This is a genomic window from Fodinibius sp. SL11 (assembly GCF_052060035.1).
Lineage (GTDB): Bacteria > Bacteroidota > Rhodothermia > Balneolales > Balneolaceae > Fodinibius.
Genome location: NZ_JBPOEA010000001.1, coordinates 606774 through 629686 on the forward strand (window position 1 = coordinate 606774; position 22913 = coordinate 629686).

At 41.0% G+C, this 22913-nt stretch carries 22 protein-coding genes; 4 read left to right on the forward strand and 18 right to left on the reverse strand.

What is annotated here, in order from left to right; translation table 11 throughout:
* Positions 1-2 precede the first annotated feature (2 nt).
* Genes ACQ76V_RS02460 through ACQ76V_RS02475 form a run of 4 tightly spaced genes read left to right on the forward strand, consistent with a single transcriptional unit; the run spans position 3 to position 5446 of the window.
* Positions 3-932, forward strand: a complete 930-nt coding sequence (locus tag ACQ76V_RS02460) for a peptidyl-prolyl cis-trans isomerase (protein WP_440998876.1) — start codon at positions 3-5, stop codon at positions 930-932.
* Complete coding sequence (locus ACQ76V_RS02465; protein WP_440998877.1) at positions 925-2313, forward strand: peptidylprolyl isomerase; 1389 nt, start codon at positions 925-927, stop codon at positions 2311-2313. Before ACQ76V_RS02460 ends, ACQ76V_RS02465 begins: the two co-directional genes overlap by 8 nt.
* Positions 2314-2318: 5 nt before the next feature.
* Positions 2319-3311, forward strand: a complete 993-nt coding sequence (locus ACQ76V_RS02470) for an AAA family ATPase (protein WP_440998878.1) — start codon at positions 2319-2321, stop codon at positions 3309-3311.
* An 11-nt stretch (positions 3312-3322) separates the two neighbouring features.
* Positions 3323-5446, forward strand: coding sequence for a vWA domain-containing protein (locus ACQ76V_RS02475; protein ID WP_440998879.1), 2124 nt, complete (start codon positions 3323-3325; stop codon positions 5444-5446).
* Between the two features lie 9 nt (positions 5447-5455).
* On the opposite strand, the gene ACQ76V_RS02480 is transcribed toward ACQ76V_RS02475, so the two are convergent.
* The 18 genes from ACQ76V_RS02480 to ACQ76V_RS02565 form a co-directional block, all read right to left on the reverse strand.
* Positions 5456-6481: a S66 peptidase family protein gene (locus tag ACQ76V_RS02480; RefSeq protein ID WP_440998880.1), complete on the reverse strand. Its 1026-nt coding sequence runs from the start codon at positions 6479-6481 to the stop codon at positions 5456-5458.
* On the reverse strand, positions 6471-7079 hold the full coding sequence (nadD, locus tag ACQ76V_RS02485) for a nicotinate (nicotinamide) nucleotide adenylyltransferase (RefSeq protein ID WP_440998881.1): 609 nt from the start codon (positions 7077-7079) through the stop codon (positions 6471-6473). The genes ACQ76V_RS02480 and nadD overlap by 11 nt, the downstream gene beginning before the upstream one ends.
* A complete protein-coding gene (locus ACQ76V_RS02490) occupies positions 7076-7972 on the reverse strand; it encodes an outer membrane protein assembly factor BamD (protein WP_440998882.1) in 897 nt (298 codons plus the stop codon). Before ACQ76V_RS02490 ends, nadD begins: the two co-directional genes overlap by 4 nt.
* A gap of 16 nt (positions 7973-7988) precedes the next feature.
* Positions 7989-8984, reverse strand: a complete 996-nt coding sequence (locus tag ACQ76V_RS02495; RefSeq protein WP_440998883.1) for a polyprenyl synthetase family protein — start codon at positions 8982-8984, stop codon at positions 7989-7991.
* A gap of 64 nt (positions 8985-9048) precedes the next feature.
* Positions 9049-10071, reverse strand: coding sequence for a type 2 isopentenyl-diphosphate Delta-isomerase (gene fni / locus ACQ76V_RS02500; protein WP_440998884.1), 1023 nt, complete (start codon positions 10069-10071; stop codon positions 9049-9051).
* Between the two features lie 2 nt (positions 10072-10073).
* Positions 10074-10802: an SDR family NAD(P)-dependent oxidoreductase gene (locus ACQ76V_RS02505; RefSeq protein ID WP_440998885.1), complete on the reverse strand. Its 729-nt coding sequence runs from the start codon at positions 10800-10802 to the stop codon at positions 10074-10076.
* A 78-nt stretch (positions 10803-10880) separates the two neighbouring features.
* On the reverse strand, positions 10881-11405 hold the full coding sequence (locus ACQ76V_RS02510) for a DUF2480 family protein (protein WP_440998886.1): 525 nt from the start codon (positions 11403-11405) through the stop codon (positions 10881-10883).
* Positions 11406-11408: 3 nt separating this feature from the next.
* The gene (locus tag ACQ76V_RS02515) at positions 11409-11747 is read right to left on the reverse strand and encodes a HesB/IscA family protein (RefSeq protein WP_440998887.1); all 339 of its coding nucleotides are present in this window, start codon (positions 11745-11747) and stop codon (positions 11409-11411) included.
* A 21-nt stretch (positions 11748-11768) separates the two neighbouring features.
* On the reverse strand, positions 11769-12320 hold the full coding sequence (locus ACQ76V_RS02520) for a NifU family protein (RefSeq protein WP_440998888.1): 552 nt from the start codon (positions 12318-12320) through the stop codon (positions 11769-11771).
* 87 nt (positions 12321-12407) lie between these two features.
* Positions 12408-13655, reverse strand: coding sequence for an aminotransferase class V-fold PLP-dependent enzyme (locus tag ACQ76V_RS02525; protein ID WP_440998889.1), 1248 nt, complete (start codon positions 13653-13655; stop codon positions 12408-12410).
* A gap of 11 nt (positions 13656-13666) precedes the next feature.
* Positions 13667-15001, reverse strand: a complete 1335-nt coding sequence (gene sufD / locus ACQ76V_RS02530; RefSeq protein WP_440998890.1) for a Fe-S cluster assembly protein SufD — start codon at positions 14999-15001, stop codon at positions 13667-13669.
* 30 nt (positions 15002-15031) lie between these two features.
* Positions 15032-15796, reverse strand: coding sequence for a Fe-S cluster assembly ATPase SufC (gene sufC, locus ACQ76V_RS02535; protein WP_440998891.1), 765 nt, complete (start codon positions 15794-15796; stop codon positions 15032-15034).
* Positions 15797-15842: 46 nt separating this feature from the next.
* Positions 15843-17291, reverse strand: coding sequence for a Fe-S cluster assembly protein SufB (gene sufB / locus ACQ76V_RS02540; protein WP_440998892.1), 1449 nt, complete (start codon positions 17289-17291; stop codon positions 15843-15845).
* Between the two features lie 318 nt (positions 17292-17609).
* Positions 17610-18596: a phosphate acetyltransferase gene (gene pta / locus ACQ76V_RS02545; protein ID WP_440998893.1), complete on the reverse strand. Its 987-nt coding sequence runs from the start codon at positions 18594-18596 to the stop codon at positions 17610-17612.
* 12 nt (positions 18597-18608) lie between these two features.
* Positions 18609-19466: an EamA family transporter gene (locus ACQ76V_RS02550; protein ID WP_440998894.1), complete on the reverse strand. Its 858-nt coding sequence runs from the start codon at positions 19464-19466 to the stop codon at positions 18609-18611.
* Positions 19466-21226 (reverse strand): caspase family protein, encoded by a 1761-nt coding sequence (locus tag ACQ76V_RS02555; protein ID WP_440998895.1) that lies wholly within the window; start codon positions 21224-21226, stop codon positions 19466-19468. Before ACQ76V_RS02555 ends, ACQ76V_RS02550 begins: the two co-directional genes overlap by 1 nt.
* Before the next feature lie 6 nt (positions 21227-21232).
* Positions 21233-22477 carry a hypothetical protein gene (locus tag ACQ76V_RS02560; protein WP_440998896.1) on the reverse strand — a complete coding sequence of 415 codons (1245 nt, stop codon included), beginning with the start codon at positions 22475-22477 and terminating at the stop codon, positions 21233-21235.
* A complete protein-coding gene (locus ACQ76V_RS02565) occupies positions 22459-22908 on the reverse strand; it encodes an NUDIX domain-containing protein (protein WP_440998897.1) in 450 nt (149 codons plus the stop codon). Before ACQ76V_RS02565 ends, ACQ76V_RS02560 begins: the two co-directional genes overlap by 19 nt.
* Positions 22909-22913: the final 5 nt, after the last annotated feature.

A 22913-nucleotide genomic window follows, 5' to 3' on the forward strand; every position in this document is an offset into this window, starting at 1 on the left:
ATATGAGCTCTGATTATCTACTTTATTATTTGTTGCTTGCTACAGGCATAACATTCTTCCTTGCCTCTTGTCAGCAAACCACAAATCAACATAACGAAGGTGCGCTTGCCCGTGTCGGCAGTGAATATTTAACGATTGATAAAGCAGTTGATAATATTCCTGAATCTGTTTTAGCCGAAGATAGTGTAAAAGCTTTAACGCAGTACCGCGACAACTGGATCCGGGAACAACTGTTACTGCAAGAAGCAACACGACTTGATTTACACCAAAAACCTGAAATACAACAGAAAATTGAGCGGGCAAGACAGGAAATCCTGAGGCAAGCCCTGAAAGACTATGTGTTGGCTTCTAATGATAGCGACATGCAGATAACAGATGAGGAGGCTCGAACATATTATCAGGCGAACAAAGAGCAATTTGTACTGGAAGAGGATTTTGTAAAATTTCGACATCTGCGTACAAAAACAATTAAAGAAGCTCGCAATGCTCGTCAGGATCTTTTAGACGGTGTGCCTTGGCCTGAAGTTGCTCGTACCTATGCTATCGATCCTTCAACTGTTATTAGTGAATCTGATCAGTACTGGCCTATATCAATGGCTGCACAAGGAATTGATATTATGAATCGATACCTGAAGGTTATTGGTCAAAATGAAATTTCTCCTATCCAGCGTGTTAATGGGGTATATCATTTTGTACAATTGCTCGATACAAGACCCGAGGGCAACCATCCCAACCTGGAATGGCTTATTGAACAGATAAAAGATTGGATGACTTTGAATAATCGGCAACGAAATTTCAGTTCCTTTGTTAAGAATCTTTATCTTAAGGCCGAATCGAATAATGAAATAGAGACTTTTAACGTTTTACCTTCTAAACCTAATCAAAATTCAACGCTTCAAGATACCCTTGAAAACAACTCAACGAATGAATAAAGCATATTTACTGCTCGTTTTTGTAGTTTCATTAATATTAACTCCTCTCTTTTCTCAAGCACAAAATCAGCCTTCAAACAAGAAGCTGGATCAAATTGTTGCTGTCGTAAATGATCACATCGTATTAAAATCGGATGTAGATCAAGAAGTACAACAATATATGATGCAGCTTCAACAGCAACGGAATCAACAAATATCGTTTAGTAAAGAAATTTGGTACACGGTGTTAGAGAACATTATCGATCGTAATGTAATGCTTGACCAGTCCAAGCGAGATTCCATTACGGTCTCCGATGAAAGAGTTGATCAGCAAATTAACCAGCAAATCAACTCTTATATTAATCAGGTTGGCAGCGAGCAAGCCCTTGAAGAAGAAATGGGGAAAAGCATTGTTCAAATTAGGGCCGATTTACGCGAGAATTATCGCGAGCAAATGATCGTTCAACAATTTCAGCAGCAAAAGCGGAGTAAAGTATCTATAACTCGGCCTGAGGTCGAAAAATATTTTAACAAAATCCCCCAGGATTCTCTGCCAATGATTCCGGAGCAGGTAGCAGTATCACAAATAGTTTCGGTACCCCCACCCTTGCAAAATGCCAGATCAGAAGCCCAAAAATTAGCTAAACAGTTGCGCGATTCGGTACTTAATCATGGCAAAACGATTGAAGAATTGGCCAAAAAATATAGTGATGGTCCTTCATCTTCATCAGGCGGTAAATTACCCATGATGTCGATGGATGATTTTGTGGCTGAATATTCTGCTGCAGCTTCAGCACTTGAACCTGGAGAGATTTCTCAGGTCGTAGAAACAAGCTTTGGCTTTCACGTTATTCGCCTCAACAAGCGTCAAGGTGACCAGATTGATACCAACCATATCCTTATCAGAGTTGATGACCAAAGTTATGACGATCAGGCAGCGAAGGATGAGTTGATGCAAATTCGGGATTCTGTTATGACTAATGATGAGATAACATTTGCTCAGATGGCCAGACGCCATTCCGATGATCCTAACACGGCTCCTCAAGGTGGCCGTGTGCTGAATCCACAAACGGGTCAACGTCTTATTGCGCTTGAACAGCTTGATCCTGCCTTGTATCGAATTGTGCTCTTATTGGATGAAGTTGGAGATATTTCAGAGCCGAAATCATTTACGATGGGTGAAGAGAATAATTCGCAACGCGCCTTTCGTATTGTTCGACTTGACAGACGGATAGCGGAACACAGAGCCAACTTAAAGCAAGATTATTCACGTATTAAACAGGCTGCTTTACAAGAAAAGCAGGCTAAGTATATGAATAACTTGTTGTCTGATTTGCGGGAAGATATGTACGTGGAATATAAAATTACGATTCCTGAGCGCTACAAAAATATTAATTTATAGACCATATGAGCACAATACCTGAGGAATCAATTGAGGCGGTAGATTTTTTCCAGGAATCTTTTGAAAAGATTCGAAAAGAAGTGGGCAAAGTTATTGTTGGTCAAAAAGAGATTCTTGACCAACTTCTTATTTGCCTTTTTTCACGTGGCCATTGTGTACTTATTGGGGTTCCCGGTCTTGCGAAAACGCTTCTTATCAGGACAGTATCTCAGACGTTAAATCTCAGGTTTAGTCGTATTCAGTTTACCCCTGATCTTATGCCCGGTGATATTACCGGGACAGAAGTAATTGAAGATGATCGAGAAACGGGTAAAAAGAGCTTTAAATTCGTTAAAGGTCCCATTTTTGCCAATATTGTTTTGGCTGATGAGATTAATCGTACCCCGCCCAAAACACAAGCGGCTCTTCTCGAAGGGATGCAGGAATTTCATATTACTGCGGCGGGACATACCTATCCACTGGAACCACCGTTTTTTGTATTAGCTACCCAAAATCCGATCGAACAAGAAGGCACCTATCCCTTGCCGGAAGCACAGCTTGATCGTTTCATGTTTAATTTGTGGCTGGATTATCCTTCCCTGGATGAGGAACAAGATATTGTAAGTCAAACCACTTCTATTAGAGAGGCTGAAATAAATTCTGTATTAAATGCTGAACAGATTGTTGAATTACAGGATTTAGTCCGCAAGGTGCCCGTACCAGATGGGGTGCTAAAATCAGCAGTTGAACTTGTGACCAAAACTCGTCCGCAATCCGAAATAGCTCCAGAATTTATTCAAAAATACATGAGCTGGGGGGCCGGCCCGCGTGCTTCTCAATATTTGGTACTGGGTGGCAAAGCGCGAGCTCTTTCACGGGGACGATATAATGTTTCTGAGGAAGACATCAGGGCTCTTGCAAAACCGGTATTACGTCACCGTATTGTCAACAATTATGCAGCAGAGGCAGAAGGGTTAACAGCTGACAAGCTTATTGAAATGCTGCTGGACGAAATGTAAATCCCATTATCGTGGACTTTATCTTCCAAGGATTCCAGGCATCGCTTCCCATTTGGGTATATATCCTGATATTTGCCTGCACCCTTTTTATCTCTTGGTGGTCGTATACCCCGCTAAAAAAAGTCGGTGCTCGTTATTACTATCCGCTTATTTTACTGCGCAGCGGTGTTTTTTTTATTCTACTTCTTCTACTGATAAACCCCTTTATAAAAAAAGAAAATACCTATCATGATCCTGCCAATATTGTAGTACTTCTTGATAATTCTGCAAGTACCCAAATTGAGAAAAGAGATTACAAAGGGAGCCAAAGTTACACTGAACTCTTACAGAAACTTGGGTTTGACGGGGCTAATGATATCAATTATCAGTTTTATAAAGTAGGCAACAACGTTGAGCCCACAAATATCGACAGCCTTACATTTGATGAAGACCAGACAAACCTTACGGCCGGGATTGAAGCAATCAGGTTTAATCAGAATGAGGCGACCGCAGCAATATTTATAAGCGATGGAATCTATACGAAAGGGAAAAATCCCATCTATGAGACTTCTGATATTAATATTCCTGTTTTCTCAATTGGCTTGGGCGATACAACTTTTCAGCAAGATGTGTTGGTTTCATCAGTATCAACTAATTCCAGTGGGTATTTAAACAGCACCCAAACGGTAACGGCATCCATAAATAGTCAAGGCTTTGAAGGAAACACCATTCCTGTTGAGCTCAAAAAAGGAGACCAAGTACTATCGAAAGAAATCATTACTCCCAAAATAAGGAATAGCAGCCAAGAGGTGAGTTTTGATCTTTTACTTGACCAAGAAGGCCTTCAGCAATATCAGATTCACGTTCCTGTGCTCAGCAATGAATGGACGGAAGCCAACAATACCCAACGTTTTACGGTAGATGTAAAGGATGCGAAACAGCACATACTGTCGATAGCTTTGGAAGTACATCCCGATGTACGGTTTATTCGATCACTCTTATTAAAAGATGAAAATGTAGAACTTATAAACCGAACATGGCTTACAGGGAATAATTTTATAGAGGGAAATTTATCTTCGGTAACAGATTCACTGGACCTTGTAGTCATTCATGGTTATCCCCAAACAGGCTTACCTGCAAGTGTAAAAGATGAAATTAAAACGTTGGGCGATGAGATTCCCTTAATTATTGCTTTTACCCCGCGGTTTAATGTTCAACAGTTTGAACAAAATATTTTGGAGCTACCTGTTTCCATTACCGGCCCATTGAATTACAGCCAAATCTCCCTTCGTCTTGAATCTGAAAACGCCGGACACCCTATTACAGAGCTCCCAGCTGTAACGTTTGATCAGCTTCCCAGTCTAACAGGCCCAACAGAAAATATTCGCACTGCCGGCTACGCGACCATGTTATTTAGCAGCCGTTATCGCGGGGAATCTATCCAAAAACCTGTAATTGCAACCCATCAAATGGGAAACAAACGTCACCTTTTTGTAACAGCTTATAACTGGTATCGTTTCCAGCAAAATCAAAATCCACAAACACGGGAGTTTGCAAAACAGCTCTGGCAAAACATGATAAGCTGGGCCGTTACCGATCCCGATGACCAATTACTTGATGTACAACCTCAACAAGACTCTTTTTCAAGTTCAGACCCAATCATTATTGATGCTTATCTTAAGAATGAACGAGGTGAGAATGAATCGGAAGCAAATATAGCTATTTCTATTGGAACCGATACGGCAGATAACCGCATGTATTCCATGGAGAATATGGGTAATGGAAATTACCGCCTGAATATACCACCTTTAGCCGAAGGTATTTACTCTTTTGAAGCTACGGCACAGAAAGGTGACAGAACCTTGGCTACCAAGCGTGGAGAGTTTTCGGTAAGTGCTTCAAATGCAGAGTTTATTGATGTCAACAGGAACGACCAGATCCTCAATCAAATTGCTCGAAATACAGGGGGCCAATACTTTCCGTTTGATTCAGTTGGAGGATTCTGGAATCAGTTAGAAGAAAAAGGACTCTTAGATCGCAAGGAAAAAGTTGAAACAAATTTCTTTTATCTCTATCAGCATTGGGGTTGGTTTTTCCTGGTAATAATCTTTTTGTGCAGCGAATGGATATTGCGGAAATATCTATCCCTGCCCTGACATACGCAATTACCTTACCGCACTTTCTTTTAGTTTAATTATTCCTTTTTTAGCATTCATTTGCACAGATAATCCTACCGGCAAAGTAATCATGTTATCAATATGGCCGATCATTGCTCCCGAGAAAGCAGGAACATCAAGGGGTTTAATATGATCATCAAAAACCTGTTTAAGGGTCAGGCTTTGATCGCTTGACATTTCACATGAGATACACTGCCCAAAAACAAATCCTGATATTCGCTCCAACACGCCATTTAATTTAAGTTGCGTCAGCATGCGATCAAGTCGATAAACATCTTCTCCCACATCTTCCAAAAAGAGAATACTGTTATTCCAATCAGGCAGGTAATCAGATCCCATCATCGCTGACAAAACGCTTAAATTACCACCTATAAGCTTTCCCGTTGCCTGCCCCGGGGTAATTACAGCTAATTCATCACAGCTTTCGCATACGCCTTTTTCAGGAATATGAAATTGATTCAGTTTCCCACCAAGCACTTGCTTGAAACTTTGCGTGGTATAATCTGTCCATTCAGATTTCCCCACCGGCCCGTGAAATGTTATCAAACCGGTTTTAGCAAAAATAGATACCAAAAGCGTTGTGATATCGCTATAACCCACCAAAATTTTTGGATTATTTCGAATAGTTTCGAAATCGATGAATGGTAAAATACGATTGCACCCCCATCCTCCTCTAAATGGCATAATAGCATCTACAGTATCGTCGGCAAACATGGCATTGAGATCAGCTGCCCGCTCTTTGTCAGTTCCGGCTAAATATCCATATTTGTTACGTGCATTGGGCCCCTCCTTAACCTTGTATCCCAATTTTTTAACTTGCTTAATAATTTCATCGTACTTCTTGGGATCTGGTAAAATAAACCCCGGACTTATCAGCCCAATAGTGTCACCTTCCTGTAATTTCTTGGGTTTGATAAAGCTGTTATCTTCATAGGAACTAAAGCTGGTATTTGCAAGAGCCGTTCCAATACTTCCTGTAGATAAAAGTCTTAAAAATCCCTTTCTATTCATCATTTATCTCCCGGTAAAGTTGTTTTGATGCTATTATTTGTTTTACGGATAAAGGAACAAAATCTAATATATCATCTCCATTAGCAATTGCATTTCTGATCATGGTAGATGAAATATGTACAGGTTCATGATCAACAAAATGAATATGATCTCTCAAAGATGGGTCAATATTTTTTGTATCTACAGAAGGGCGTTGAGCAACCAGAAGGTCACAATAGTTAAGAATTGTTTGCCACTCCTTCCATTTTTTGAAATTTTGAAGTGAATCGCCGCCAATACACAAATAAAAGGAGTAGTCAGGGTATTTATCCTTCATATACCTAAGCGTCTGAATGGTATATGAAGGTTTCGTTAATTGCTGCTCAATATCGCTGACTTTTATATTATCATAGCCCGAAAATGCTGCACGTAGCATTTTTAAACGGGATTGAAAAGCAGCCTGTGGCTTACCTTTTTTATGAGGTGGATCGGGTGTAAGAAGCACCCACAGTTCATCTATTAAACCAGAATTCTCAAATGATTCCGCAATAGAAAGATGCCCGTTGTGCACAGGGTCAAAACTGCCCCCTAATATCCCTATGCTCCTTTTCAGAGCCGTCATTGATTGGAATTTGTCTGGGTATCAGTATTTATATCTTCACTCGAAATATTATTCTCGTTATCTTGAACAACGGGTGCTTCCTCAGGTAGTTCGGCTAATGCTGATCGGGATTCATCAACCAGTTCTTCAGCCTGTTGACGGAATTTACCATTTGGGAAAAGCTGAATGAACTTTTCGTATGCTTCAATCGCTTTCTGATAACGTTCCCGCTGTTTAGAAGCAACACTGCGTTCGGCATAAATATTATAGGTTTCTATTTCATCCACTAAAGCCCGTTGAGCCCACTCTGTTTCCGGATACTTATCAATCGTTAAGTCGTAATAAATAATAGCTGCTTCATACCGATCAGTACGCAGATATAAATCGGCAGAATGATACAACTTTTTGGCAAGCTTTGTCCGCATTTCAGAAATGTACTTTCCAACTTCATCAGCTTTTTCTGAATTTGGGAAACGCGAGTTGTATAGTTGAAATTTCTCTATCGCATTTCGTGTATATTTTTGGTCGAGCTTATACCGGGGACTTAATTTATAATAACAGTATGCTTCCTTAAACTGGGCTTCTTGTCTCCTTTCCACCCGGGGAAAAAGCGAAATAAACCGCTCATATTCCGAAGCTGCTAACAAATATCGTTCATCGTTATAATAAGATTCTGCCAAGTAAAATTGTGCTTCTTGCCCGTATTCCGTTCCTCGAGCAATCTGAACAACCGTTTCAAAAGCCTCGGAAGCTTCGGTATAGTCTTCCTTCTCGTAAAACGCCATTGCTTTGTTAAATGCAACTTGCAGAGAATCCCCTCTTTGAATACGGTCAGTGTTTTTGCAGGAGGCAAAGACTAATGTAGCAACTAATAGACAAGAAAGTTTAAACGTAAAAGTAGAAAGCTTATGCATTATTTTTGTTTCTGATTTAATATTCACGAGAAATCAAGTGATTAAAAAAATTGATAATTTCTTTTTTGTACTCCGAATCATCAAACCGTTCCAAATGTTCCATCGCTTCTTGATAATGGTACTGAACGGCATTTTTAGTGTCTCTAATAATATCTAATTCACGATAAATTCCAATAACATTATCGACATCCTCGGGGCTACTTTTTTGATCTACCAGTGTCTTTTTTAACTGTTTTTGCTGCTGATTATTACATCGCTCCAAGGCAAGCAGTGTTAGATATGTTTTTTTGCCTTCAATAATATCGCCCCCCTTCTTTTTCCCAAATTTTTCGGGGTCGGCAATAGCGTCAAGCAAATCATCCTGGATTTGAAAAGCAATACCAGCCTTTTTACCAACAAAGCGAAGTTCCTCAAGAATAGAATCGTCCTCTCCCGCAACGGCTCCTCCTATTGCCAAAGCTCCACTGATTAGTGCCGCGGTTTTACCTTCAATCATTTGAAGATATTGCTGAATACTTACATCCGATTGATCTTCAAACATAAGATCATAAGCCTGTCCCTCACAAACCGTTTCAGCACTTTTTAGAAAGATATCGAGTATTGTTTTATACTGCTTCTTACTGTAAAAGTCTGATTGACCATAATATTGCAGTTGCTTAAACGCCTTGGCATACATTGCATCACCGGATAAAATAGCCGTATTAGAATCCCATTTTTTAAAAACGCTGGGTTCGCCCCTTCGGGTATCTGCCCGGTCCATGATATCGTCGTGTAACAACGTAAAGTTATGAAGAAGTTCGATGGACAGCGCTGCGGGCAATGCTTCTTCAACATCTCCGTTGCAAATGCCACAACCTACCAATGTTAAATATGGACGTATGCGTTTGCCGGCTAATTCAAGCGTATATCGTACAGGATCATAGAGTAAAGACGGCTCTTGTGGCAGGTTTAGTTCTGCCAGCTTTTTATCTATGAGGTCAGAAAGTTTTTGTTGTCGTTCAGTAATATTCAAACTCTTTAATGCTGATTTTTCAAAAGACCAAATATAAGTAATTCACAGGAACATATTGTTGCTGTTATCTTTTCACTTTTAGGTGCTTGGCGGTTAATTCTGATGGTGATTCACATCCCAGTAAGGTGAGAATGGTTACGAGCTGCTTTTTCCAGTTTTGATATAATTTTTCTAATCCTTCGTACCCTTTATTTATTACTGCTTTAATTACAGGTTGTGCAGAAGCAGCAAAATCAGAACCCAGGCATAACGATTTGGCAATGTCATGACTTGATCGAATACCTCCAGAAGCTATGAGTTCAAAATCATACTCCTGCTTAAGATTCTTCAATTGTTTGACACATTCCAAGGTTGGAATCCCCCAGTTGTTGAAATCGCTATCCGGATTGTTATTTGATGCGCGCTCGTTTTCAACTTTCGCCCAGCTGGTTCCGCCTGCTCCGGCAACATCAATGACTTTGACACCGGCATCAAGTAATCGCTTAGCCACTTCTGCAGAGACCCCTGCCCCAGTTTCTTTAACTATTATGGGAAGCTCCGTATCCTCACAAAGTTGTGCAATACCTTGCTCAATTCCTCTGAAATCACGATCCCCTTCCGGCTGCATAATCTCCTGGAGAGGGTTTAAATGGACAATCACCGCGTCGGCTTCGATAGAATCTATGAGCAGGTCTGTTTTCTCTTTTGATAATCCCCCAACCAATTGAGCACCTCCGATATTTGCAGCAATAAAAGCGTTGGGGGCTTTTTTTCGTACAATAGAAAATGAAGAAGTCGTATCAGGCTCTTCGAGCATCGCACGCTGACTACCAACTCCAAAAGGTAAATTATTGTTCTCGCAAAACTCCGCAATAATAGCATTTACTGCTTCTCCATCGGTATATCCTCCTGTCATCGAGGAAATAAAAAGGGGGAATGAAAACTTTCTGTTGAGCAATGTGGCTTTTGTTGAAACTTCATCGACATTTATCTCGGGAAGTGCGTTGTGAGCAAAATAATATTTTTCAAATCCGGTTGGGATTTGATAACTCATATCCGCTTTTGCGGTGAGCTCAACATGATCTTTCTTGCGATCTTTAATACTCATAATTAAATCATGTAGCTTCCACCATTAATATGAAAGGTCGATCCTGTCATGTGGGGCACTTTACCGCTGGCAAGGAAAGCCACCAGTTCACCCACTTCATCAGGGGAAGTAATTTCATCAAACGCCATGCCCTGGGTTAAATATTCTTCACCATAAACCTCTATTGAATCAATAGCCATATCAGTTTTAATAAAACCAGGTGCAATCGAATAAGCTGATATTCCTTTTTTACCAAAGTCTCGTGCTACACTTTTTGTAAATGCTACAAGTCCACCTTTGGAGGCTGCATAAGCGGAGTATTCTTGTGTGTCGCCTCGGTAGGCCGCCCTGGAAGATACATTGATAAGATAGCCTTCCTCCTCTTTTACCCAGCGGTTTAAAGCCCATTTTGAGATCAAAGCAGGAGCTCGAAGATTCACCTGCATAGTTTTATCCCACTTCTGAAGCCAGGTTTCATCATTCTTTTCAAAGCCGGACTCCATAAAAATACCGGCATTGTTTATAAGTACATTGGGAACCTCATCGCGATCAAATATTGGTTTTATAGTCTTTTTAACGGCTACGGGGTCTGCTAAATCAACGTACAACGACTCAAAATTGTCATTTTGAGTAAAATTTTTGGGAAACTCAGAAGATCGGGCCGTGCCAATAACTTTGAAATCCTCTTTTAAAAGCGATTTGGTGATACTTTTTCCAATTCCACGAGAGGCTCCGGTAACTAATGCGTACACAGTAAATCATCGTTCGTTAAAAATTGCTTTCTGTGAAGGTAAGAATCGGAATGAGGGCTTCCAAAGATTTGGTAAAAACTATACGCGATAAACCGGGACGTTGGAACAGGCTTCCCCGTACATCAACTTCTTTACATATGGTATAAGCTTTTGCGTAGCATAAAGATAAACACTTTCAGGGACTTGTTTTTCTTTACTCGTACACCCTTTAAGTATTACAAACTTATCTTTGTAACTACTCCAGTCGATATCATCCAGCCTTCGCCGATACAGCTCAAAAAGCATGTCTTCTTTTTGCCCCTTAAATACTTCCTTAGCTTTTCCGGCAAGGTGTTGTCCTACAAGCATATAGGCCCACTTGGATATGATGGCATCCGTAGAACAATATATCCCGACATATTGTCCTTCAAATTGACTCCAGTTAAAATCTTCCAGTTGATCTCGAAAATCCTGCTCTTTCAGAATCATTCCCTTGAAAAGGAATTGCTTAAGGTCAAGTTCAGCTCTGGGGTTCTCATCATAATATTTTTGTAGATCGATGGTAACCAGCTTATCAGACTGCTTAACCTTATTTACAATTTCGCCTTTTGTGTCGGTAGCCATAACTTAAATTGAAAATGATTCTCCACACGAGCATGTGCGATTGGCATTCGGATTATGAAAATGAAACCCTTCTCCTTCTAATCCATCTGTATAATCAAGTTCCGTTCCCGAGAGGTATAAAAAGCTACGCATGTCAACAACCAACTTTATGCCCTTATCTTCAAACTGCTGATCTTCATCATCAGTATTATCAGGATTAGTATCAAATTCCAGGTCATAAGTAAGTCCAGAACATCCACCACTTACAACGCCTACCCGTAGCATCGCATCATAAGCAATCTCCTGCTCTTCGCGAATCTGCTTAATACGTTGCGCTGCGCGATCTGTGATGGAAATGGACATATTGGAAAGAGTGCTTACTAATTATACAGAGACGACCTGAATTTCAGGGTCAATGCGTTTAACCATACTTTCGATGGCGTATAATGTACCGCTTGTTGCGGTGGGACAGGTTCCACAGGCGCCCTGATAATGTACTTTAAGGCGATTGCCGTCAAGACCGAGTATCTTAAGTCCACCACCGTCAGCTAACAAATATGGACGAACCTGTTCATCCAGCATTTTGTTAATTTCCTGCAGTCGTGGATCATCGGTCTCCTGCACTTCTTTAGTGGCATGCACTTCTTCATCTTCCACGGCATCATTTTGAGGAGTTGCCTCACGAATAGGTGGAGCTAATTGACGAAGAAGTTCGGACCATACCGCATCACCGTCTTGAGTTACAGTTACGTACTTATCCACATAATAGACATTGATCACGTGATCAATAGAGAAAAGCGCCGATGCCAGTTCATCATTTTCTGCATCAGATGCATTTTCATACGATTTAGTAACACCATTGGTCAGTGCTTCACCCAACACAAAACGCATGGCGTCGGGATTTGGTGTACGCTCAATTTCTTTAATCTTAGGCATAATAGTTTAGTCTAATAGCTTTTAATATTTCACTATTTAGAATGAATATAAATATATATTAGTTCAATTCACAGCTCCAAATTGAAACTATTGGAAGATAGAAATCGCTTTTTTAATTCCTTTTATAAGCCGATCAATGTCCTCTTTATTGTTATAGAAAGAAAGTGAAGCTCGAGCCGTAGCGGGCACGTTAAACCTACGCATCGTCGGTTGTGCACAATGGTGGCCGGTGCGTATGGCTATTCCTTGTTGATCCAATATCGTGCCTATATCCGTAGCATGAATATCTTCATGGACAAAAGATAAAACCGAAGCTTTTTCTTTAGCTGTACCAATGATACGAATACCCTCAACAGCATTGAGTTTTTGAGTTCCATATTCGAGCAGCTCTCGTTCTTGTTCGGCAATATTTGGCATCCCAATTTCTTCTAAGAAAGAAATCGTTTCACCGAATCCAATTCCGGCTGCAATAGGCGGTGTACCAGCTTCAAACTTGTAGGGAGTGATATTATACGTTGTTTCTTCAAAAGAAACCTTATCAATCATATCACCGCCACCGCGATATGGGGGCATCTCATTAAGATATTTCTTCTTACCATACAGGATTCCAAAGCCGGTAGGGCCGCACATTTTATGAGCAGAAAAAGCATAAAAATCGGCATCTAAATCCTGAACATCGACCGGCGTATGTGGAACGGCTTGTGCCCCATCTACCATGACAGGGATATCCCGTTTATGCGCCTCTGATATCATCTTTTTGACAGGATGAACAGTCCCTAAAGCGTTGGAAACATGCCCCACTGCAACAATAGCAGTGTTATCGGTGAGAAGTTCTACATATTTATCCCAAATAATATCACCGTGGTCATCAACAGGGATAACATTTATTTTCGCCCCCTTCCTTTCGGCAACCATCTGCCATGGAACAATATTAGCATGATGCTCAACCTCAGAGATCAGGATTTTATCTCCTTCCCCAATAAAACGATCGCCAAAGCTGTTCGCTACAAGATTAATTGAATCGGTAGTACCGGTTGTGTAGATAATTTCTTCTTTATGACCGGCATTAATAAAACGTTGTACTTTCTTTCGCGTCAACTCATAAGCATCAGTAGCTTTTTGGCTGAGCGTATGAATACCCCGGTGGACGTTAGCATGCTCATTACGCTGGTAAGCATCTATCCGATCTGCAACGCGGGAAGGCATCTGGCTGGAAGCTGCATTATCAAGATAAACCAACGTTTGCCCCTTTATCTGTTGCGAAAGGACAGGAAATTGTTCTCGAATGCGCTGAAAATCCACATTCGACTTTGATTGTATTACAGCTTCAGCCATTATTAAGCCATTTATACGGTTAATTTAGAATCAAGCTGATTCTCAGTGAATCTGTGAACTTCATCAACAAGCAGATCCTGAACCGAATCAACGGTTATGTTTTCAATTGTTTCGAGTGCGAAAGCGTAAATAAGCATTTCACGAGCTTGTTGCTCATTCAGTCCACGACTCTTAAGGTAAAAGAGTTCATCTTCTTCCAGTTGTCCTACGGTAGCACCGTGTGTGCAAACAACATCATCAGCAAAAATCTCCAACTGTGGCTTGGTGTTTACCAAACCCTTTCGAGAGAGCAAGAGGTTACGATTCTCCTGGAAAGAATCAATTTTCTGGGCATCCTTGCGGACAAAAATCTTTCCGTTGAATACCGAATGCGCATTGCCGTTAATTACACACTTATGCAACTGGTGACTCTCACAGTGCGAAAAGCGGTGATCCATTACCGAGTGCGTGTCAGAAACCTGATCTCCATCAATAAGTACGAGACCATCTACCGTAAATTCTACTTCTTCATCACGTTGAGAAATACGCGGCTCGTTGCGTGAGAGCTTTGCTCCTCGTGTGATGGTATACGACTCATAGTTGGCGTGGTGGTGCACAAAAGCCGCTGTGCGCGCTATGTGAATTGCTTCCTTGCTGTCGCGCTGAATCTTGGTATGCTTTACGTAGGATTCCTCTGCGGCATTCACCTCAACAACCGGAAGATTAAAATATTTATTATCTCCTAATCCAACATGATCTTCAACTATGGTTACTTCAGATCCTTTATCCGCAACCACAACGCTGCGCGAGGTGGTAAAATAGTTGGTATCAGCATCAGTTTGCACAAATAAAAAGTGCAACGGAGTATCAACAGTCATTCCCTCTGGGACGTAAACAAAAACGCCATCCTTCAAAAATGCTTTGTTAAAGGAGCTGAATATGTCTTCCTCAAAATTATTCTCAACGTATTTATTGAGATGTTCTTTGAGAAGATCATTGTCTTCTTCGGCTAACCCTGCAATATTTCCGATAACAACTTCTTCGGGCAGATCATCCGTGGAAGAATGTTCTGCAGAGAAAGATCCATTGATAAACACCATCCGGGCTCCCTTACTTTCCGGCAAATAATGCTCACTGATATCCGGGACATCCACATTCAGGTCAGAAACCAGCTCATAGGAATCTTTATACAGATCTCGAAGACTAATAAACTTCCAGTCTTCCAGTTTCTTGGTAGGGAAAGGAATATTTTTGACCTCCTCGGCCCCTTTGAGGCGTACCTCGTCTAAAAATTTAGATTTACCGTTCAGTGAACCTTGAAAGTTAAGTAAGTCTTGTAAAAACGTGCGTTCTTTTTGTTGTTTCACTTTTCCCATTTGATTATGACAATTCTCCGTTTACAGTACTGATGCCTTTTCGCTTAACCAGTCGTAACCTTCCTCTTCAAGCTTGATGGCCAGATCTTTATCTCCCGACTTGGCAATCTTACCGTCAATCATTACGTGAACATAATCTGGAGTCACGTAATCAAGGATACGCTGATAGTGTGTGACAAGAACAACAGCATTATCTTCGTTCGAAATCTGATTAATCCCGTTAGCTACAATTTTAAGCGCATCGATATCAAGTCCAGAATCAGTTTCATCCAAAAACGAAAGTTTGGGATTTAATACCGCCATCTGGAAGATCTCATTTCGCTTTTTCTCACCGCCACTGAATCCGGCATTCACACTTCTATCAAGAAACTCTTCTTTCATGTCAACGAGTTCCAGCTTTTCTCGAGCGTAATCCTCAAACTGCAGAGGATCCAACTCTTCGCGCCCTTGTTCTTGGGCGATTGTATTGTACGCCTGTCGAAGCAAGTTTTTATTAGTTACGCCGGGAACTTCAACGGGATATTGGAAAGCGAGGAAAATGCCCAAGTGAGCACGCTCATCCGCTTCAAGTTCAAGAATACTTTCGCCGTTGTACAGGATGTCGCCCTGAGTTACTTCATAAGCTTCATGGCCTGCGACAACCTTCGAAAGCGTACTTTTACCGCTTCCGTTGGGACCCATAATAGCATGGATCTCACCGTCTTTGATTGTCAAATTAACTCCTTTAAGGATCTTTTCTGATGGTTCTTCCTCTACGCAAACATGTAAATCTTTAATTTCTAACACTTTACCTTATTCCTCTAATATTTTAATTAAAAAGTTATCTGATCTGTTAACCTACACTGCCTTCGAGCTTAATGCCGAGCAATTTGTCAGCCTCAACGGCGAACTCCATCGGCAGCTCTTGTAATACCTCTTTGGCAAATCCATTAACAATGAGCGAGATAGCATCGTCCTCGTCCATTCCGCGCTGCTGTAAATAAAAGATTTGATCTTCACCAACACGGCTGGTAGATGCCTCGTGTTCAACTTTTGCCGTTGGATTGGCGGATTCAATATATGGGAAAGTATGTGCCCCACAGGTTTGACCAATTAACATCGAGTCACAAACAGAATAATTTTGTGCTCCATCGGCCCGGGGACTAATTTTTACCAAGCCACGATAACTATTGTTCGACTCACCGGCAGAAATACCTTTCGAAATAATGGTGCTCTTGGTGTTTTTACCCAAGTGAATCATCTTTGTACCGGTATCAGCCTGTTGACGGTTATTTGTTACCGCAACAGAGTAAAACTCACCAACTGAATTATCCCCTTTCAGTATTACACTTGGGTACTTCCAGGTAATAGCAGAACCGGTCTCAACCTGTGTCCAGGAAATTTTTGAATTATCTCCTCGGCAGTGGCCTCGTTTGGTAACGAAGTTAAAGATACCGCCCTGCCCTTCTTTATCACCGGAGTACCAGTTTTGAATGGTCGAATATTTAATTTCAGCATCTTCGAGAGCTACCAGCTCAACAACAGCTGCATGAAGCTGATTTTCTTGGTACATTGGCGCCGTACAGCCTTCGAGATAACTTACATGGCTGTTATCCTCACAGATAATGAGCGTACGCTCAAATTGTCCCGATTGCATATTATTTATACGGAAATACGTAGAAAGTTCCATCGGACAAACCGTGTCTTCGGGAACGTACACAAACGATCCGTCAGAAAATACTGCGGAATTTAAAGCCGCGTAAAAATTATCGCCTTTGGGTACCACCGTTCCCAAATATTCCTTAACAATTTCGGGATGCTCTTGAATGGCTTCTGAAATAGAGCAAAAAATCACTCCCGCTTCAGCAAGCTTTTCCTTGAAAGTCGTAAAGATGGATTCACTGTCAAAAACCGCATCCACCGCTATACCCTGCAGTTGTTTCTGTTCTTCGAGAGGGATTCCAAGTTTTTCATAGGTTTCCAGAATCTGTGGATCAACATCTTCCAGACTTTCCGGTTTCTTGCCGTCTTTCTTCTTTGTCGAAGAATAATATTGAATATTATCAAAATCAGGTTTCTCATACTCAACATTGGGCCAGTCAGGTTCTTCCATCTGCTTCCATTTTTCAAAAGCTTCAAGACGGAATTCCAATACCCATTCGGGTTCGTCTTTGCGACGAGAAATTTCCCGAATGATATCCTCATTTATGCCTTTTGGGAAATCTTCATATTCCACATCGGTGGTAAAGCCATATTTATATTCACCACCAACCATGGATTCAAGTGCTTCAGTTTCACTCATAAGAAATTATTGCGGTAAATTTACGATTTCAGCAGTTCGGTTAAATAAACAGTAGAACAAATTTTAACGTTCGGAAACTAAATTTGGATTAATTCTAAGTAAAGATCTTTAATCCATTAATCAGCTCCTCGAGTAGAGCCTCAAATATAAGGATTATTGGATGTAACTTAAACTTAATTCAGCCACTTCTATATACTTGCCAAGTTCATTTCTAATGCATGAAAAATGATATTCAATTGTCATTTTTACCAATCGAAAGATGCTATTGCTTTGATAGGAAGCATTTATGACAACTTCTTAGCAGAGGTATAAAAACTATTATTCTCCCATCAATATAGCTGCGCAGGCAGCATTCACAATATCCTGCCAATTGCAGCCTCGGGAAAGATCCATCATAGGTTTGGTAAGCCCCTGCAAAATCGGTCCTGTTGCGGAAGCCCCTGCAAGACGTTCGGTAATTTTATAGGCAATGTTCCCTGCATCTAAGTTGGGAAATACAAATACATTCGCGCGACCCTTTAGTGGAGAGCCCGGTGCTTTTCGTTTTGATACTTCAGGAACAAAAGCGGCATCAAACTGCAACTCACCATCTATTGTAATTTCCGGCGCTTTATGTTTAATGAGATTTGTAGCTTCTACAACCAGTTCAGTGCGTTCATGTTTGGCACTGCCTTTGGTCGAAAATGAAAGCATAGCTACTCTGGCCTCCTTCTGGGTCAGCCGTTGATGGGTGCGGGCCGATTCAATAGCAATGTCAGCAAGTTGTTCGAGATCAGGATATGGAACGACCCCACAGTCGGCGTAGGTCAGCGGGGGCTGATTTTCGAGGGCCATCAAAAAGGTACTGGAAACGGTATTGTTACCCTCCCGAAGACCAATGCTGTGAATAGCAGCTCTGATCACTTCTCCGGTAGTAGCTATAGACCCAGCCACGGCTCCATCGGCGGCTCCCGTCGCCACCAATGTTGCTGCCAGATACAGCGGATCTTTAAGCATCTGTGCAGCTTCTTTTCGTGAGGTCCCTTTATGTTTCCTTCTTTCATGCAGGTGATCCACCAAAGAATTTTTATTAAAGTCTTCATCAACAAAGAAACCAGACAGATCTGTTGAAAATTCACTCACTTCATTTTTATGAAGAGCAAGAATTTCTTTCTTGTTTCCTAACAACAAGACTTCACATATCTGTTTCTCAACCAAATACGAAGCGGCCTTCAATACACGGGGATCCTTGGCTTCGGGAAAGACAGTCGTTTGATTCTTCTTTGATGCCCGTTCACGGATTTTATTAATAATTTCTATCTCCATAGCGTCTAATAATTATATCAAAAGTGTAATGGCAATAACCGCAGTTGCAATTCCAATCCACTGTTTAGTAGAAACCTTGTCATTCCAAATTAATAACCCCAAAAAAGTACCGCCCAACACGTTTAAAACGTTCACGGTGGGATAAGCAATGGATCCGCTGATATCACCGAGCGCATAAATTAAAAAAATTGAGGAATATAAGTTAGGAATGCCAATAATTGCACCCAGAATTGCTTCTTTTTTTGTGATAAGCGGTGCCTTTCTAAACAGGTTGATAATCAATCCAATAGCAAAAGCTCCTGAAAATACAAGCCCCATAAAGGTGAGCTCATTAAGGTTGGTGCTAAACTCCTCTTCGTAGATTTTGAGTGAAGCATCCGCAAAACCGGATAACACAAAGGTTAATATCAACAGCCAGGACGCACTTATGGAACCAATTTTAATATCATTCTTTTTGGGAATGAGTAACAGCATAGCCCCGAACACGCCAATAATTCCCACTATTTTAAGTCCACTTAAATATTCCGCATACCAGTATATGGAGATCAAAACTGGAATCAGTAATGATAATCGCATAGCTGCAATAGTGATCCCCACCCCATTGGTATGAACTGACTTACTGTAAGTAACAAAGTTACCAATAAAAAAGGCACCAACAACGACACAAAAGAACAGTAGAATAGATGAATGATTGACAAAGGTAGAAACGAAATCCCCCTCAAATCCTACAAAAAAAGCAAAAATAGCTGCAACAATATAATTGACCGTGAGGGTATTTAGAGTCCGCAGGTTTTGACTTTCGGTAACTTTTAAAAGATGGGCAATGGTAAGCGAGCATGCCGAGCTTAATGCCAGGAATACATAAGCCATTATTCTGCTGCTAAATTAAGTTGGGTATTGCCAAGTAAGAGTGGGTCCTGGGGATGGTCAAAGAGTCGCCGCGAGGTGTAGGAAACATTGCGCTCAAGGTATTGATAGATGTCCGAAAGCACAGTTCTACGCTGTTGCAGTGCCTTTGCAAAGAAGTATGGAAAGATATGATGCTTTTTATCTTCCCCTTTTGCGGACATGAATAAACGGGAAGCATTATTTAGCTGGGAACCCATCAATACAGAACTGTTGGGATTTCGCAACAATAAAGGCGAAACATTATTTTCTATAATTTGACGCATCTCATTTTCAGAAAAGGACTTACCGCGGCTACCACGGACAAAATCAATATCACTCAATACCAATGTTTTTTGGCTGGGGATCTCTCCAATTCGTCGATATAGATCGGATAATGCTATGGTAGAGTCTGACTTATTTTCGGAAGATGTATTTAAATAATGCAGTCGAAATTGATCTTTTTGTTTATCAACACTTCCGTATCCGCTTAGGTACACGAAAAGTTCGGTACTATCATTCGCCGTTTTCTGCAGTGATGAAAGCAATGTATTTAGGCTATCGCTGCTGCTGATATCAGCTAATTGATAAATATTGTCTTCGGAATACCCTAAGGCATTTTGAAGATAGGTACGCATCAGGCGCCCGTCCCGCAGCGCATAATTACGTTCGCCAAGCGTATCATTATAGTTCTGATTAATCAGCAATAGTGCTATTGCATTGGGGTTTTCATCGCGCAACATGGGGATATTGCTTTCTACATCAATTTCGCCAAAGGGTACCCGGGGTACGGTTACAAGCTGGTCTTCAATCTCATAATCTTCTGATCGCCAAATAATACTGGCATCCGATTTTTTGATGTAGGTTTCAGATATCCCATACAAAACCTTGTACCACTCGTCCTCGATGCTGTCGATCTTAAGTTGACTACCCTCTACAAGATCTGCAAGAACATTATCGGCGTTCTCCTGCGGACTGTTGCGCAAAGCTGTCAGTTGTTTATTAACGACGGCATACGGTTCTAAAACCGTATCAATGGGATAATTATACCAATACAATGAATCGGCAAAAAGTACTTCGACCCTGGCACTGCCGGGCCCCTGCCCTGACAGTTTTAAATTATTCAGGATGTTTCCAATTGGAATATTCAAAGCTCCCTCGGTAATATCCTGATTATGTTCCTCAAATATAATCAGATCATTATAAAGGATATAAACAGAAGCGGAGGTATCTATTTCGGCATCGGCTTTCACAGTATCGATTTCCACGGCAGTGCCGGTACTCCGTAGGTAGCGTTCTTCTCCTGTAGGACGCGGATCACCGACAGGCTTCATATTCAAAAATCCGGATGCGAGCATTAAGGCACCCATCCCATTTAGCGTCCATTTTTTTGTAGGTGATGAATGACTGCCAAAGTCAGCAAGATTAGCTAAATAAAAAGCCATTGCTGCTCCTCCAATACCAAGTGCTGTGGTCCCCGGCCGTAACTTATAATCTTGTATATTACGTTCCATCAATACACGTTGCGTGTACTCGTAATGGGTTTCAGATAAAAGCTCTAACGACAAAAGCGGGGTTCCGGATGTTACTTCTCCACTTTGCTGTAAAAAGTACTTTTCTTCTACAACCTCATAATCCGATTGGTCAATAGATTCCTTCTCTTTCACGGTCCAGCGGGCACTGGTGCAGGATCCCAAAAAGAAGAGCAAAAATAGTACTAATGATATGTAGGATAAATTTTTCAACAATATTTACAATGTAATTGTTGCTCCTATGCCGAACACCTGTCGAAATTTAAAAGCATTTTCTACACCGGGGTGAGAAAGCCAAAATGGCATATCATAACGCAAAGTTATTCCCCGTGATTTACCAAGATAATCAGGAATATCGATTGACAGTAAAAACCCCAGACCAGCATCAGATAATAGGTTAGGCTCCTCTATGCTCGTAAATCCAAGTGATGTCCCCGTATCCCAAAAAAGGTATGAGCGGAGATCGATCAACCCACCTATAACAGGAATCTTCTTTAAGCCATTATCTAACGGATTGGGATAATTCATTTCAAAATTAACAGCAGAGAGTGATGTATATAAAGGCTGGTTTCCATTATTTAATGACTGAATATCATTATTCAGATATCCTCTCAAATTAGGTCCGCCGGTTACTTGAATATTGCCAATTTGCATCCATGAAGGCGGAATAGTACCTCGTGCTCTCGTAAGTCCACTTTGCATCCAACTGCGAGCAGAACTAAAACTATGGGTAAATAAATACTCAGGAGCAGTATTATCAGTAGCAAAACCAGAATATAAACGCCCGGAAAGGGAGAACTGTTCAGTAAACTCCACTTTTTGACGAAGAACTATTTCACTGCGTAGAAATGGGTCTACTTTTCCTGCTATGTTTGCATCTGCAGAAAATGATAAGGCATATCGTCCAAGTCCATTGACATTTGTAAGTTCAAAAGTAGCATTTGTCAAGTATAACCATTGTGTTTGCCAGAGCTGTTGATACAACAAGTAATCTTCGTTAAAGCGATAATCTCCTTTAACTCCAATCGATAACTCTTTGTAATTCAATTCATTAAAGCCAGTTTGCCAACGCTTGTTAAAAGTCAGTCCATGTGATTGAAAACCGGTACGATACGATGTTTTGGCCGATATACTTCCTTCACTTCCAAAATCAGAGATCGCAGGAATCGGTTCGGTGTATTTTAGATAATATGAGACTGGATTGGCTGGAAAGTTGGTGCCGAGCCAAAGGCCGGCATTTAATCTATGTGGACCGTCACCAAAAGTTCCCGGCACTTGTCCGCGAAGTCGAACTCCAACTCGAACACCGTCAACACTATTGTACCATGCATCCGGTGCCGGAAGAAGCTCATACGAAGAATTATTCTGGGCTATAGAGTTCTTTGGTATGGCAATACCTGCTATAATGAGTGCTAAAAATAGCGGAATGAAACAATTAAACGGCTTTAAAATTTTATTATCCACTCGTTCAAAATTTCTTTAGATGTTATAATCTCAGCTAATAATTTCATCAGTCGTTCTTGTTCCGGCCATTGAATATAGGTATCTATTACATCTTGGGAAATCCATTTCCAGCTAATATGCTCATGGTTCAATATAATAGGTGCCTCTTGATCTACTTGGGCTCCAAAAGCCGGGATTTGGAATATGTTGTCACTTTTATGATCGTAAAATTGATTAACGGAGGGTATTGACCAAAAAAGGCATGGGGTCAAATTTGTTTCTTCATTTAGTTCTCTTATCCCCGCCTCATAAAATGTTTCCTCAGGATCAACTTTCCCCCCAATCATCCGCCATTGATGCGCATATTTTACCTCAGCAGATCGCTTCAAGAGAAGAAATTTCACCTCGTCTTGTTCCCTTCGATATGGATAAACGTCAACAAGGCGTTTCATAATGC

What these genes read in the sequence shown, in the direction of transcription:
- ACQ76V_RS02460 (WP_440998876.1), top strand. Translation starts at nt 3, where the DNA reads ATGAGCTCTGATTATCTACTTTATTATTTGTTGCTTGCTACAGGCATA.
- ACQ76V_RS02465 (WP_440998877.1), top strand. Translation starts at nt 925, where the DNA reads ATGAATAAAGCATATTTACTGCTCGTTTTTGTAGTTTCATTAATATTA.
- ACQ76V_RS02470 (WP_440998878.1), top strand. Translation starts at nt 2,319, where the DNA reads ATGAGCACAATACCTGAGGAATCAATTGAGGCGGTAGATTTTTTCCAG.
- ACQ76V_RS02480 (WP_440998880.1), bottom strand. Translation starts at nt 6,481, where the DNA reads ATGATGAATAGAAAGGGATTTTTAAGACTTTTATCTACAGGAAGTATT.
- nadD (WP_440998881.1), bottom strand. Translation starts at nt 7,079, where the DNA reads ATGACGGCTCTGAAAAGGAGCATAGGGATATTAGGGGGCAGTTTTGAC.
- ACQ76V_RS02490 (WP_440998882.1), bottom strand. Translation starts at nt 7,972, where the DNA reads ATGCATAAGCTTTCTACTTTTACGTTTAAACTTTCTTGTCTATTAGTT.
- fni (WP_440998884.1), bottom strand. Translation starts at nt 10,071, where the DNA reads ATGAGTATTAAAGATCGCAAGAAAGATCATGTTGAGCTCACCGCAAAA.
- ACQ76V_RS02510 (WP_440998886.1), bottom strand. Translation starts at nt 11,405, where the DNA reads ATGGCTACCGACACAAAAGGCGAAATTGTAAATAAGGTTAAGCAGTCT.
- ACQ76V_RS02515 (WP_440998887.1), bottom strand. Translation starts at nt 11,747, where the DNA reads ATGTCCATTTCCATCACAGATCGCGCAGCGCAACGTATTAAGCAGATT.
- ACQ76V_RS02520 (WP_440998888.1), bottom strand. Translation starts at nt 12,320, where the DNA reads ATGCCTAAGATTAAAGAAATTGAGCGTACACCAAATCCCGACGCCATG.
- ACQ76V_RS02525 (WP_440998889.1), bottom strand. Translation starts at nt 13,655, where the DNA reads ATGGCTGAAGCTGTAATACAATCAAAGTCGAATGTGGATTTTCAGCGC.
- sufB (WP_440998892.1), bottom strand. Translation starts at nt 17,291, where the DNA reads ATGAGTGAAACTGAAGCACTTGAATCCATGGTTGGTGGTGAATATAAA.
- pta (WP_440998893.1), bottom strand. Translation starts at nt 18,596, where the DNA reads ATGGAGATAGAAATTATTAATAAAATCCGTGAACGGGCATCAAAGAAG.
- ACQ76V_RS02550 (WP_440998894.1), bottom strand. Translation starts at nt 19,466, where the DNA reads ATGGCTTATGTATTCCTGGCATTAAGCTCGGCATGCTCGCTTACCATT.
- ACQ76V_RS02565 (WP_440998897.1), bottom strand. Translation starts at nt 22,908, where the DNA reads ATGAAACGCCTTGTTGACGTTTATCCATATCGAAGGGAACAAGACGAG.